General features: G+C 70.4%; 10 protein-coding genes. 3 read left to right on the top strand and 7 right to left on the bottom strand.

Features of this window, described 5'->3' with window-relative positions; translation table 11 throughout:
• Nucleotides 1–1,203, top strand: a complete 1,203-nt coding sequence (locus tag ACFWBF_RS04490) for a MarP family serine protease (protein ID WP_385595028.1) — start codon at nt 1–3, stop codon at nt 1,201–1,203.
• 64 nt (nt 1,204–1,267) lie between these two features.
• Here the strand turns inward: ACFWBF_RS04490 and ACFWBF_RS04485 are convergent, their stop codons facing one another.
• The 6 genes from ACFWBF_RS04485 to ACFWBF_RS04460 all read right to left on the bottom strand — a co-directional run bounded on the left by ACFWBF_RS04485 (nt 1,268) and on the right by ACFWBF_RS04460 (nt 9,263).
• Nucleotides 1,268–1,441, bottom strand: a complete 174-nt coding sequence (locus ACFWBF_RS04485; protein ID WP_385595025.1) for a hypothetical protein — start codon at nt 1,439–1,441, stop codon at nt 1,268–1,270.
• Nucleotides 1,442–1,557: 116 nt separating this feature from the next.
• Nucleotides 1,558–2,535, bottom strand: a complete 978-nt coding sequence (locus ACFWBF_RS04480; protein ID WP_385595022.1) for an alpha/beta fold hydrolase — start codon at nt 2,533–2,535, stop codon at nt 1,558–1,560.
• Nucleotides 2,532–2,990 carry a phage holin family protein gene (locus ACFWBF_RS04475; RefSeq protein ID WP_385595018.1) on the bottom strand — a complete coding sequence of 153 codons (459 nt, stop codon included), beginning with the start codon at nt 2,988–2,990 and terminating at the stop codon, nt 2,532–2,534. The genes ACFWBF_RS04480 and ACFWBF_RS04475 overlap by 4 nt, the downstream gene beginning before the upstream one ends.
• 62 nt (nt 2,991–3,052) lie before the next feature.
• Complete coding sequence (nhaA, locus tag ACFWBF_RS04470; protein ID WP_385595015.1) at nt 3,053–4,486, bottom strand: Na+/H+ antiporter NhaA; 1,434 nt, start codon at nt 4,484–4,486, stop codon at nt 3,053–3,055.
• A gap of 205 nt (nt 4,487–4,691) precedes the next feature.
• On the bottom strand, nt 4,692–6,689 hold the full coding sequence (acs, locus tag ACFWBF_RS04465; protein WP_385595012.1) for an acetate--CoA ligase: 1,998 nt from the start codon (nt 6,687–6,689) through the stop codon (nt 4,692–4,694).
• 153 nt (nt 6,690–6,842) lie between these two features.
• The gene (locus tag ACFWBF_RS04460; RefSeq protein WP_385595009.1) at nt 6,843–9,263 is read right to left on the bottom strand and encodes a SulP family inorganic anion transporter; all 2,421 of its coding nucleotides are present in this window, start codon (nt 9,261–9,263) and stop codon (nt 6,843–6,845) included.
• 313 nt (nt 9,264–9,576) lie between these two features.
• Here ACFWBF_RS04460 and ACFWBF_RS04455 point away from each other — a divergent pair, with 313 nt between their 5' ends.
• Nucleotides 9,577–10,869 carry a hypothetical protein gene (locus ACFWBF_RS04455; RefSeq protein ID WP_385595005.1) on the top strand — a complete coding sequence of 431 codons (1,293 nt, stop codon included), beginning with the start codon at nt 9,577–9,579 and terminating at the stop codon, nt 10,867–10,869.
• On the opposite strand, the gene ACFWBF_RS04450 is transcribed toward ACFWBF_RS04455, so the two are convergent.
• On the bottom strand, nt 10,823–11,926 hold the full coding sequence (locus tag ACFWBF_RS04450) for an ATP-binding protein (protein ID WP_385595001.1): 1,104 nt from the start codon (nt 11,924–11,926) through the stop codon (nt 10,823–10,825). The two genes, ACFWBF_RS04455 and ACFWBF_RS04450, sit on opposite strands and share 47 nt — an antisense overlap.
• 109 nt (nt 11,927–12,035) lie before the next feature.
• Here ACFWBF_RS04450 and ACFWBF_RS04445 point away from each other — a divergent pair, with 109 nt between their 5' ends.
• Nucleotides 12,036–12,884 carry an oxidoreductase gene (locus ACFWBF_RS04445; protein WP_385594998.1) on the top strand — a complete coding sequence of 283 codons (849 nt, stop codon included), beginning with the start codon at nt 12,036–12,038 and terminating at the stop codon, nt 12,882–12,884.
• Nucleotides 12,885–13,009 lie beyond the last annotated feature (125 nt).

Genomic DNA, 13,009 nt, shown 5'->3' with positions numbered 1-13,009 from the left:
GTGAACGTGCTGGACATCCTGTTGCTGCTCGCGGCCGTGTGGTTCGCGATCGTCGGCTACCGCCAGGGGTTCGTCGTCGGCATCCTGTCGGTGATCGGCTTCCTCGGCGGTGGTCTCGTCGCCGTGTCCCTGCTGCCCCTGATCTGGGACCGGGTGACCGACAACGGCACCCAGGTGTCGACCACGGTCGTCGTCATCGCCGTCGTCGTGATCATCATCTGCGCCTCGATCGGCCAGGCCCTCACCACCCACCTGGGCAACAGGGTCCGACGCCACATCACATGGTCCCCGGCCCGCGCGCTCGACGCGACCGGCGGCGCCCTGGTGAACGTGGTCGCGATGCTGCTGGTGGCCTGGCTGATCGGTTCGGCGCTCGCCGGGACCTCACTGCCCACGCTCGGCAAGGAAGTCCGCAACTCCAAAATCCTCCTCGGCGTGTCGCGGGTCCTCCCGGCCCAGGCGAACACCTGGTTCTCGGACTTCAGTTCCACCCTGGCGCAGAACGGCTTCCCGCAGGTCTTCAGCCCGTTCTCCAACGAACCCATCACCGAGGTCAAGGCTCCCGACCCGGCGCTCGCCCGCAGCCCGGTCGCCGAGCAGGCCAAGCGCTCGATCGTGAAGGTCGTCGGCACCGCGCCCGGTTGCAGCAAGGTGCTGGAGGGCACGGGCTTCGTCTTCGCGCCCGGCAAGGTGATGACCAACGCGCATGTCGTCGGCGGTGTCGGCGAGCCGACCGTGCAGATCGGCGGCGAGGGCAAGCTGTATGACGGCAAGGTCGTGCTCTACGACTGGGAGCGCGACATCGCCGTCCTGGACGTGCCCAAGCTGAAGGCGCCCGCACTGGAGTTCACCGACAAGGACGCGGCGAGCGGCAGTGACGCCATCGTCGCCGGCTTCCCGGAGAACGGCGCGTACGACGTCAGGTCGGCGCGCGTACGCGGTCGGATCAACGCCAACGGCCCGGACATCTACCACCGGGGCACCGTCCGCCGCGACGTCTACTCCCTGTACGCGACGGTCCGCCAGGGCAATTCCGGCGGTCCGCTGCTCACGCCCGAGGGCAAGGTGTACGGGGTCGTCTTCGCGAAGTCCCTCGACGACCCCAACACCGGCTACGCCCTGACGGCGGACGAGGTCCGCGACGACATCCGCATCGGGAAGACCGCCGATCGGCGGGTGGACAGCCAGGGCTGCGCCCTCTGAGCCGTACGGGCGAGGAGGGGGGGCGCGGGCCGTGCGGGCCGGTGCCACCCGGCCTCGGCCGCTTCTACGTGCGCTGGTGCCGGAGCCTGGCCGAGACCCAGCGGGCCCGGCGGCGCAGGATGCGCGGAATCCCGAGTCGGGGGTCGTGGCCGTCCCGGCCCGCCCTCTCGTGGGTGCCCGGCGTCACTGCCGAGCGGCCTTCGTGTGCGGTCTCGCCGTAGTCGTGCGTCCAGCTCATACTCCGAGCTGTGCCCGGGCCCCAAGGTCCGTAATCGCGTTGGAGGCGGCCAATTGGCCTATGCGCCAGGCAATTGAATGCTTGTCACATCGGCGCGCGAGTGATCCCCGAGCCGCTCAGCGGTCCGGCTCGGGGTCCTTCAGCCAGTTGACCAGCTCGGTGGAGAAGGCGACCGGGTCCTCCTCGTGCGGGAAGTGCCCCAGACCGTCGAACAGCCGCCAGCGGTACGGGGCTTCGACGTACTCCCCGGATCCGGCCGCACTGCGCGTACGCATCACCGGATCGAGCGAGCCGTGCAGGTGCAGCGTCGGCACCCGTACCGGCCGCTTCATCCGGCGGTTGAACTGCAGCCCGTCCGGCCGGGCCATCGACCGCATCATCCAGCGGTACGGCTCGATCGAGCAGTGCGCGGTGGACGGGATGCACATCGCCCGCCGGTACACGGCCAGCGCCTGCTCGTTGTCGGCGTCCCCGTCCTCCCGCAGCCGCGGGCCCGACCAGTCACGGATCAACTGCGCGACGAGCGCCCCGTCGTCGGCCACCAGCTGCCGCTCGGGGATGAACGGCCGCTGGAAGCCCCAGATGTGCGAACTGGCGCGGGTCTGCCCGAAGTCCGCCAGCATCGCCGAGCGCCAGCGGCGCGGGTGCGGCATGGACGAGACCACCAGGCGGCGCACCAGCTTGGGCCGCATGACGGCCGCGGTCCAGGCGAGGTAGCCGCCGAGGTCGTGCCCCACCAGCGCGGCGTCCGGCTCGCCGAGGGACCGTACGACCCCGGTGATGTCGAGCGCCAGGTTGGCGGGGTCGTAGCCGCGCGGGGTGCGGTCGCTGCCACCCACGCCGCGCAGGTCCATCGCGACCGCCCGGTACCCGGCGTCCGCGAGCGCCACCAGCTGGTGCCGCCAGGTCCACCAGAACTGCGGGAAGCCGTGCAGGAGGAGCACCAGCGGCCCGTCACCGAGTTCGGCGACGTGGAACCGCGCCCCGTTGGCCGCGACGTCCCGGTGGGTCACCGCTCTCCCGCCGGGCACGTCGATCCTGACCGCCGAGGCGGCAGTGGGCGGAGTGCTGGAGTCCGGCGAGGGAACTGTCATGAAGACGAGCGTGCCACACCCACGGCCTTGTCACTCACCGGCCGCGGATGCGGCTTGACGGTCCCGACGAGCGCCGCGGTCTGCTTGACCGATTCGATGGTCTTCGTCGGCGGCTTGACCTTCTTGAACTTCGCGACGGCGAGCAGCCCGACCAGGCCCGCGAGCAGCCAGAACGCCCCGCCGACGATGAGGAGGGACCAGGCGAGCCCGAGCCCGAGGTTATGGATGCCGTAGGCCGCGGCGAAACTCAGTACGGGGAGGGAGAAGAGCAAGAGCGCTCCCGCGACGATGGCGGCGCCACTGCCGATGCCCGCACGCTTGACGTCCTGCTTGATCTCCACCTTGGCGAGGGCGATCTCGTCGTGCACCAGGGCGGACATCTCGGCGGTGGCCGAGGCGACCAGTTGGCCGAGTGTGCGCTCGGCTCCCTGCGCCCCTTGGTCCACTGCGCTCATCGCTCTCTCCCTCTGTCGTCCGTCGGCGACGGCTGTGCTCCGTCGGTCCTGCCTCAGTCAGATCATGCCGGACGGTCGCCCTCGGTGCGGGACCCGGTTGCCGCCCGGGCCGCGGCGCCCGCCGTCTTCTCGGCCCGGCGACGGTGCTCCGCGGCCTTCTCCTCGTAGATCCTCGCCATCCGCAGGTGGTACTCGGGCTTGTCCTCCTCGTAGATGTCCGGGATCCCGTCGAGGTCCTCGTCGCGCTCCTCGGCCTCGGTGAGCGCCTTGTACTTGCGGTTGCGCAGCTTGAGCATGACGCAGGCGAAGACCGCGGCGATGAGCGAGCCGATCAGGACGGCGGCCTTGACCTCGTCGGTGAGGGTCGGGTCGCCGGCGAAGGCGAGCTCGCCGATCAGCAGGGACACGGTGAAGCCGATGCCGGCGAGCGAGGCCACGGCGAACACGTCCGGCCAGACGAGGTCCTCGTTCAGCTCGGCCTTGGTGAAGCGGGCGGCCAGCCAGGTGCCGCCGAAGATGCCCACCGTCTTGCCGACGATCAGGCCGAGGACCACGCCGAGGGTCTCGGGCCGGGTGAAGACCTGCCCGATCGAATCGTCGGAGAGCGAGACCCCGGCGGACAACAGCGCGAAGAGCGGCACCGCCAGACCGGCCGAGATCGGCCGGAACAGGTGCTCGATGTGCTCACCGGGGGAGTGCTGCTCGCCCTCCCTGCGGGTGCAGCGGAGCATCAGGCCCATGGCGACGCCGGCGATGGTGGCGTGGACGCCGCTGTTGTACATCAGGCCCCAGATGACCAGGGCGAGCGGGATGTAGACGTACCAGCCGCTCACGCCCCGGCGGAGCAGGAACCAGAAGAGGGCCAGGCCCACGACCGCGCCGCCGAGCGCCAGGAAGTTGATCTCGTCGGTGAAGAACACCGCGATGATCATGATGGCGAAGAGGTCGTCGACGACGGCGAGGGTCAGCAGGAAGGCGCGCAGGGCGGACGGCAGCGAGGTGCCGATGACCGCGAGGACGGCGAGCGCGAAGGCGATGTCGGTGGCGGTCGGGACCGCCCAGCCGCTCATCGAGCCGTTGCCGAGGGTGTTGACCAGTACGTAGACCAGGGCGGGCACGGCCATGCCGCAGACGGCGGCGATCACCGGGAGGGCGGCTGCCTTGGCGTCGCGCAGATCGCCCGCGACGAGCTCGCGCTTGAGCTCGATGCCGGCGACGAAGAAGAAGATCGCGAGCAGGCCGTCGGCCGCCCAGTGCTGGAGCGAGAGGTTCAGGCCGAGGGAGGCGGGGCCGATGTGGAAGGACTGGCTGCTGGCGTAGCTGTCCGAGATGGCGGGGATGTTCGCCCACATCAGGGCGGCGATCGCGGCCAGGAGGAGCAGTACGCCGCCGACCGTCTCGGCGCGCAGGGCGTCGGCCACGAAGCGGCGCTCGGGCAGGGACAGCCTGCCGAGGAGCTTGCGGTTCGGGCTGTCGGTGGGGTTGGGCGCGGCCACGGGTGGCACCTCCGGGGTGGGTTGGACGGCATGGCGAAGCACGTTGCCGACCAGACTTCCCGGCGCACCCTGTGGAGTAATTCTTTACGCTCTTAACACTTTACAGGGTGCACACAGGGGCGTATCCGGTGATCATCACTTTATGCGCCAAAGGGGCATCCGGCGCGCGGCGCCGAATGCCCCTCCCACCGTGTCCTACCGGTGCTCAGTCCTCGCTGCCGGCGGCCGGCAGCTTGCTCTGGATCAGGTCCATCACCGAGGAGTCCGCGAGCGTGGTGACGTCACCGACCGCGCGGTTCTCGGCGACATCGCGCAGCAGCCGCCGCATGATCTTGCCCGAGCGGGTCTTCGGCAGCTCCTGCACCGGCAGGATCCGCTTCGGCTTCGCGATCGGGCCCAGCGTGGCGCCCACGTGGTTGCGCAGTTCCGCGACCAGGGTCTCGGTCTCGGAGGCGCTGCCGCGCAGGATGACGAACGCCACGATGGCCTGGCCGGTGGTCTCGTCGGCGGCGCCGACCACGGCCGCCTCGGCGACCGAGGGGTGCGAGACGAGCGCCGACTCGACCTCGGTGGTCGAGATGTTGTGGCCGGAGACCAGCATCACGTCGTCCACACGGCCGAGCAGCCAGATGTCGCCGTCGTCGTCCTTCTTGGCACCGTCGCCCGCGAAGTACTTGCCCTCGAAGCGCGACCAGTAGGTGTCGATGTACCGCTCGTCGTCGCCCCAGATGGTGCGCAGCATCGACGGCCACGGCTCGGTGAGGACCAGGTAGCCGCCACCGCCGTTGGGCACCTCGTTCGCCTCGTCGTCCACCACGGTGGCGCAGATACCGGGCAGCGCGCGCTGCGCCGAGCCCGGCTTCGTCTCGGTGACACCGGGCAGCGGGGAGATCATCATCGCGCCGGTCTCGGTCTGCCACCACGTGTCCACGATCGGGCAGCGGTCGCCGCCGATGTGCTTGCGGTACCAGATCCAGGCCTCGGGGTTGATCGGCTCGCCGACCGAGCCCAGCACGCGCAGGCTCGACAGGTCGAACTTCGCGGGGATGTCGTCGCCCCACTTCATGAACGTACGGATGGCGGTGGGCGCGGTGTAGAGGATGGTGACGCCGTACTTCTGCACGACCTCCCAGAACCGGCCCTGGTGCGGGGTGTCCGGCGTGCCCTCGTACATGACCTGCGTGGCGCCGTTCGCGAGCGGCCCGTAGACGATGTACGAGTGCCCGGTCACCCAGCCGATGTCGGCGGTGCACCAGTAGACGTCGCTCTCCGGCTTCAGGTCGAACACCGCGTGGTGGGTGTACGCGGCCTGCGTGAGGTAGCCGCCGGAGGTGTGCAGGATGCCCTTGGGCTTACCCGTGGTCCCCGAGGTGTAGAGGATGAAGAGCGGGTGCTCGGCGTCGAAGGCCTGCGGCGCGTGCTCGGCGGACTGGCGGCCGACGAGGTCGTGCCACCAGATGTCGCGGCCCTCGGTGAAGGCCGTGTCCTGGCCGGTGCGCCGTACGACGAGGACGTGCTCGACCTGCGGGCACTTGCCCACGGCCTCGTCGATGGCGGGCTTGAGGGCCGAGGGCTTGCCGCGGCGGTAGCCGCCGTCGGCGGTGATGACCAGCTTGGCGTCCGCGTCCTGGATGCGGGAGGCGACGGCGTCGGCGGAGAAACCGCCGAAGACCACCGAGTGCGCGGCGCCGACACGGGCGCACGCGAGCATCGCGACGACCGCCTCGGGGATCATCGGGAGGTAGACGGCGACCCGGTCGCCGGCCTGCACACCGAGCTCGGTGAGGGCGTTGGCGGCCTTGGAGACCTCGTCCTTGAGCTCGGCGTAGGTGATCGAGCGGCTGTCGCCGGGCTCGCCCTCGAAGTGGAGGGCGACGCGGTCGCCGTTGCCGGCCTCCACGTGGCGGTCCACGCAGTTGTAGGCGACGTTCAGCTTGCCGTCCGCGAACCACTTCGCGAAGGGCGGGTTGGTCCAGTCGAGCGTCTCGGTGGGCTCGACGTCCCAGGTCAGGCGCCGCGCCTGCTCGGCCCAGAAGCCCAGCCGGTCCTCGTCGGCCTGTGCGTACGCAGCCCCTGTCACATTGGCAGCGGCGGCCAGGTCGGCAGGAGGAGCGAACCGACGCTCCTCCTTCAACAGGTTGGCCAGGCTTTCATTGCTCACGACATCTCCCTTTCCCAGGGTGTCCGTTGTGTCCCCGGGCATAGCTCATCAGTCACAGGGCCTGGTGGCAAGGGGTGGCCGGAAATTGGTTTAGACCTATACCACGCCCCCTGCCCTTCACGTGCGAGTGGCCCCTTCCCGCTGCAGGGTGCGGGAAGGGGCCACTCCGTGGCACGGATACCGGAGATTATCGGTTCAGGCGTGCTGGCCGACGCTGTCGAACACGCGGCAGTCGAAGAAGTCCTCGCCCCCGGAGAGCAGGTACGCCTGCGCCTCGCCCACGTGGAAGTACATTCCGTGCAGCTCCAGCGTGCCCTCGGCCAGTCGCCGGGCCACCGATTCGTGGGCCCGCAGGTGCTCCAACTGCTGCACCACATTGGTCAGGCACAACTGCTCCACGGCGTCCGCCGGGAGCCTGCCCGAGATACGGGCCCAGGCATGGTGGCGGCTGACCATCCGCTCCAGGCTGGGCAGCCCGTGCCGCAGCCAGCGGCGCAGCGGGGTCATCGGAGTCCCGGGGGAGGAGTTGAGCAGTGCCTGCATGGCTCCGCAGCCCGAGTGCCCGCACACGGTGATGCTGTCGACCTTGAGCACGTCCACGGCGTACTCGATGGCCGCCGCGACGGAGTCGTCCGTGGACTCCGCGCCCGGCAGCGGTACGAGATTGCCGACATTGCGGACGGTGAACAGGTCACCCGGGCCGCTGGCCGTGATCATGCTGGTCACCAGGCGGGAATCCGCGCAGGTGAGGAAGAGCTGCGAGGGCTGCTGCCCTTCGCGCGCGAGCCGCGCCAGCTCCTCCCGTACGCGGGGCGCGGTGTCCCGCTGGAAGGCGCTGATCCCGTTGGCCAGTTGACCGGCGCCCCGGCCCCGGCCGCGGGGCTGCGCCGGCGGGAGGACCGAGGCGACGGCCGCCCCGGCGGCCCCGGCCGTCTCGGTGCCTGACTCGGTGCCCGCCTCGGCGTCTGTCGTACGGGGAACCGTGGGCCGGTGGTCGCAGTGGTTCTGCCAGGGTGTCCAGGGCCGGCAGCAGTGGTGGGCCCCGCGCCGGCCGCCCTCCGCCTCGTCTTCGGCCCGGGCCTGCTCGGCCTCGGCGATCCGGGCCCCCGAGCGGCCGGTGATCTCCAGCGAGCCCCCGTGTGCCAGGTGGGACTCCTGCCAGTCGTGCAGCGTCTCGTAGGCGGCGTGGTCGATGAACGAGCCGTCGAGCTCGACGACCGCGTGCCCGTCGTGCGGGATCTGGTTCAGGACACGGCTCAGCCGCGGCACCGCCAGGAAGGTCAACTGCCCGCGGGCCCAGACCCGGTGGACCCCGCTCTCGAGCTCCTCGATGGTGATGCGGGTCCGGGCGAGCCGGTGCAGGGCCAGCGCCACGGCGACCGCGATGCCGATGGCGACACCCTCCAGGACGCCGCCGAGGACCACGGCCGCGATCGTCGTCGCGTAGACCAGGATCTCGCGGTGCCGGGTGACGGTGCGCACGTGCGTCGCGCTCACCATCTGCACGCCCACCACCATCACCAGCGCCGCCAGCGAGGCGAGCGGGATCAGGTCGAGGACCGGGACCAGCAGCCCGGCGGCGAGCATGATCCACAGGCCGTGCAGTACGGCCGCCCGGCGGCTGACGGCACCGGCTCTGACGTTCGCGGCGCTGCGCACGGCCCCGCCCGCGACGGGCAGTCCGCCCAGTGCTCCGGAGATGACGTTCGCCGCGCCCTGTCCGCGGAGCTCGCGGTTCAGATCGGCGCGCGTCGGCCGGTGGCCCCTGTTCCACCCGGAGGCGATCAACTTGTCGGTGGCGACGGCGGACAGCAGGGACTCCACACTCCCGACCAGCGTGACCGTCAGCACGGCGGCGATGATGCCGAGCACCGGCCCCTCGGGCAGCTCGGGCAACGCGTGGCTGCGCCAAGACGGCAGGTCCACCCGGGGCAGGCGGAGCCCCGTCAGGGTCGCGAAGGCGGTGGCCACGGCGACTGCGGCGAGCGCGGCGGGCACCTTGCGCAGGCTCCGCCCGGCTCGCCCGGGCACGCGCGGCCAGCCGAGCAGCACGATCAACGTCAGCACGCTGACGCCGAGCGCGGCGGGGTGCAGGTCGGCCAACTGGGCCGGCAGCCCGCGGACGTTGGCGAGGGCGGAGCTCTGCGGGGTGCCGCCGAGCACGATGTGCAGCTGGGCCAGTGCGATGGTCACCCCGATGCCCGCGAGCATGCCGTGCACGATGGCCGGGCTCACCATGAGCGCCGACCGGGCGGTGCGCAGGAACGCGAGCCCGAGCTGGCAGCAGCCGGCGAGCACGGTGATGGCGCAGGTGGTGCGCCATCCGTAGTGCTGGATCAACTCGGCGGTGACCACGGTGAGTCCGGTGGCCGCACCACTCACCAGGAGCGGTGCCCCGCCTAGCCGCCCGGCCACGATCCCCCCGGCGGCCGCGGCGACCAGTCCGGCCTGGAGCGGGGCGCCGGTGGCGAGCGCGATGCCGAGGGACAGCGGCAGGGCGATCAGGAAGACGGCGATGGAGGCGGAGAGGTCCGCGGGGAAGTCTTTGGGCTCTTTGGCCGGTGGGGCCGGGACTTGGGCCGGGATGGGGGCTGGGGATGGGGCTGGGGCTGTCATAGGTCCCGTCTCCTCGGTGGGAGGGATGAAGCGGCGGGAGGGATGAAGCGGCGGGAGGGATGAAGCGGCGAGAGGGATGAAGCGGCGAGAGGGGATGAAGCGGCGGAGTCTCAACACTCGGTAAATGGATGGTAATGGAGAGTAAAGAGCGATGGGGGGTAATGAGGGCAAATGGCCTACGAATTAGCACTCGGGGGTGATTAAGCATTTAGTACGGCTTGTCATACCTTCCTTAAACCCGACCGCGTGGGACGTTGCGGCGCGGAAGTCCTGCGAGGGATCCGCGATGGAACTGCGAGGAAGGGGTGGCCGGATGACCGCCGCCACGAAGAAGATCGCCGGTGGCCTGGTCGCCTCGGCGCTGGTCCTGGGAGTTGCGGGGTGCAGCACTTCGGAGCCCGCCAAGCCCCCGGCCGCGAAGAAGGGCGCCGCCGCCCCGGAGGCCCCGGGCAGCGTCAAGCGGCTCATCGGCGACGGCTCGACCTCGTACACCGGCCCGCAGCCGAACGTACGGAAGGCGCAGAAGCTCAAGCCCGGCGAAAAGCCGCCGCAGTTCGTCGTGTTCTCGTGGGACGGGGCCGGCGAGGACAGCCAGAAGCTCTTCTCGCATTTCCGTGACGTCGGCAAGAGGCACAACGCCCGCATGACGTACTTCCTCAGCGGCGTGTACATGCTCCCGGAGGAGAAGAAGGACCTCTACACGGCCCCGCAGCACTCACCGGGCCGTTCCGACATCGGCTTCGGCGACCTCCAGGGCATCAAGGACACCGCCACCCAGGTGCGCGCCGCCTGGCTGGAGGGCAACGAGATCGGCACCCACTTCAACGGCCACTTCTGCGGGCCCGACGGCGGCGTCGGCACCTGGTCGGTCGACGAGTGGAAGAGCGAGATCAACCAGGCCAAGTCCTTCGTCAAGAACTGGAAGACGAACGCCGCCCTGAAGGACATGGAGGCGCTCCCCTTCGACTACGACAAGGAGCTCATCGGCGCCCGGACCCCCTGCCTCGAAGGCCAGAAGAACTTCATGCTGGCCGCGAAGGACATGGGCTTCCGCTACGACTCCAGCGGCATCAGCAAGCAGATCTGGCCCAAGAAGACGGACGGGCTCTGGGACCTGCCGCTCCAGCTGGTGCCCATGCCGGGCCGGGCGTTCGACACGCTGAGCATGGACTACAACTACATGGTCAACCAGTCCGGGACGACCTCGCAGGGCGACCCCTCGCAGCACGCGTACTGGGGCGAGCAGATGCACGACGGCCTGATGAAGGCCTTCGAGCGGACCTACCAGGGCAACCGGGCGCCGCTGATCATCGGCAATCACTTCGAGTCCTGGAACGGCGGCACCTACATGCGAGCCGTCGAGGACTCCATCAAGGAGATGTGCACGCAGAAGGAGGTCCGCTGCGTGCCCTTCCGCGAGCTGGCCGACTGGCTCGACGCCCAGGACCCCAAGTCCCTGGAGTGGATGCGCACGCTCGACGTCGGCGAGGCGCCGAAGGAGGGCTGGACGAAGTTCCTGAAGGCGGGGCCGCCGGCGGCGCCGGCCGCCCCCGCCGGGGTCAAGCCGGCTGCGGAGTCGGCCGAAGCGAGTCCGAGCGAGGACTGACGAGGGTCTCCTGGGCGCCGGCGTCCTGGGTGACGGCGTCCTGGGCGCCGCCATCCTGGGCGACCGTGTCCCCGATGCCGGTCTCCTGGGCCACGGTCTCCTGAAGGACGAAGCCGGGGTCGATCTGGTCCGCCAGGTCGGCCCCGGTCTTCGCGTTGCCCCAGCTCTCCGCGTTCCGCAGGTGGAAGTGCACCATCTGCTCGGTGTACCGGACCCAGTCGCGCTGCGCGTACGAGTCGTCGGCCGCGTCCTGAAGCGCCTGCAGCGCCAGCCGGTTGGTCGCCTCCAGCAGCTCGAAGGCGGCCGGCCGGCCCTTCTCCAGCGACCGCACCCAGTCCGAGTGCCCCACGGTGACCAGCAGGTCCTCGCCGGCCTCGTCCTGCAGGAACTCGATGTCCTCAGGCCCCTGCACCTTGTTGCCGATCACCTTGAGCGTGACCCCGAAGTCCCGCGCGTACTCCTTGTACTGGCGGTAGACGGAGATGCCCTTGCGGGTCGGCTCGGCGACCAGGAAGGTCACGTCGAAGCGGGTGAACATGCCCGAGGCGAAGGAGTCCGAGCCCGCCGTCATGTCGACGACGACATACTCGTCCGGGCCGTCGACCAGGTGGTTGAGGCAGAGCTCCACCGCCCCGACCTTGGAGTGGTAGCAGGCCACCCCCAGGTCGGACTCGGTGAACGGGCCCGTGGCCATCAGTCGTACGGGCTCCCCGTCGAGCAGCAGCGTGCGCGCGCACGCCGCGTACACCGGGTTGTCCTCGGTGACCCGCAGCAGTCGGGAGCCGGCGCCGGGCGGGGTGGTCTTGATCATCGTGTCGGCGGACGCGATGCGCGGATTGGAACCGCGCAGGTAGTCCTTGATCAGGGGCAGGTGCGCGCCCAGGGCGGGCAGCGCGGCCGCCTCGTCCTCGCTGAGGCCGAGCGCGGCGCCCAGGTGCTGGTTGATGTCGGCGTCCACCGCGACGACGGAGGCTTCATTGGCGGCGAGGTGGCGGATGAAGAGGGAGGACAGCGTCGTCTTGCCGCTGCCGCCCTTTCCCACGAAAGCGATCTTCATGTTCACAAAGAGTAGTGGACCGGTCGCTTTGAGTGGTGTGTGTAAGTGAAGAAGACCACTCCAAGGAGGGGTCGGTGCCACGGGGGCGCAGTGCGTAGGCTCCCTACTTATGAGTAGTTCTACTGGCTCCGCCGCCCCTTCCGGCTCCGCCGACCCGCTGGCCCCGCTGGGCGCGCTGCCCGGTGTCGCCGAGTCCGTGGATCGCGTACGCAAGGCCGTCGACCGGGTGTATGGGCACCGGGTCATGCGCCGCCGCAGCGGGGAGATCACCTCGGAGGCCGCACTGCGCGGTGCGCGCGGGAGCGCGGCGTTGTCCGGGGCCGACTGGGTGCTGGAGGAGGTGCGCCGCCGTACCGACTTCGGCGCGGAGGCCGAGGCGCGCACGGTGGGCGCGGCGCTGCGTCTGTCGGCCGAGGCGGGGCAACTGCTCAGCATCTGGCGCCAGTCGCCGCTGCGGGTGCTGGCGCGACTGCACCTGGTGGCGTCGGGCTCGACGGCGGCCGGGGACGTGGTGGGCCGCCCCCGCCTGGCGGGGGAGTCCGTGGACGAGCCCTTCGTCACCGCCCCGCTGCCTGATGCGCAGGAGGTGGCGGGCCGGCTGGACGGGCTCTCCCGGCTGATCATCGCGGGCGGCTCCGCCCCGGCGCTGATCACGGCGGCGGTGGTGCACGGCGAGCTGCTGGCGCTGCGCCCCTTCGCTACGTACAACGGTCTGGTCGCGAGGACGGCGGAGCGGATCGTACTGATCAACAGCGGCCTCGACCCGAAGGCCATCTGCCCGGCGGAGGTGGGCCACGCGGAGCAGGGGCGCGATGCCTACCTGGCGGCCTTCGAGGGGTACGTGTCCGGGACCCCCGAGGGGATGTCGGCCTGGATCGCCCACTGTGGGCGCGCGATCGAGCTGGGCGCGCGGGAGTCGATGGCGGTCTGCGAGGCCCTGCAGCGGGGCGCGGCGTAGGCGTCAAAGGACCCGGACAAAGGGTTGCGGCGACACCGTCTTACTTTGGTGTCGCCGCTGGCATTTACGCCCAGTTACCAAGCGTCCTCGAAGGTTGCCCATCAGGTCGGGAACTTTGCCCGTCA

It is taken from the genome of Streptomyces sp. NPDC060028 (genome assembly GCF_042736725.1).
GTDB lineage: Bacteria > Actinomycetota > Actinomycetes > Streptomycetales > Streptomycetaceae > Streptomyces.
Note: the sequence above shows the minus strand (reverse complement) of the source record. Positions and strands in the feature narration are given on the sequence as shown.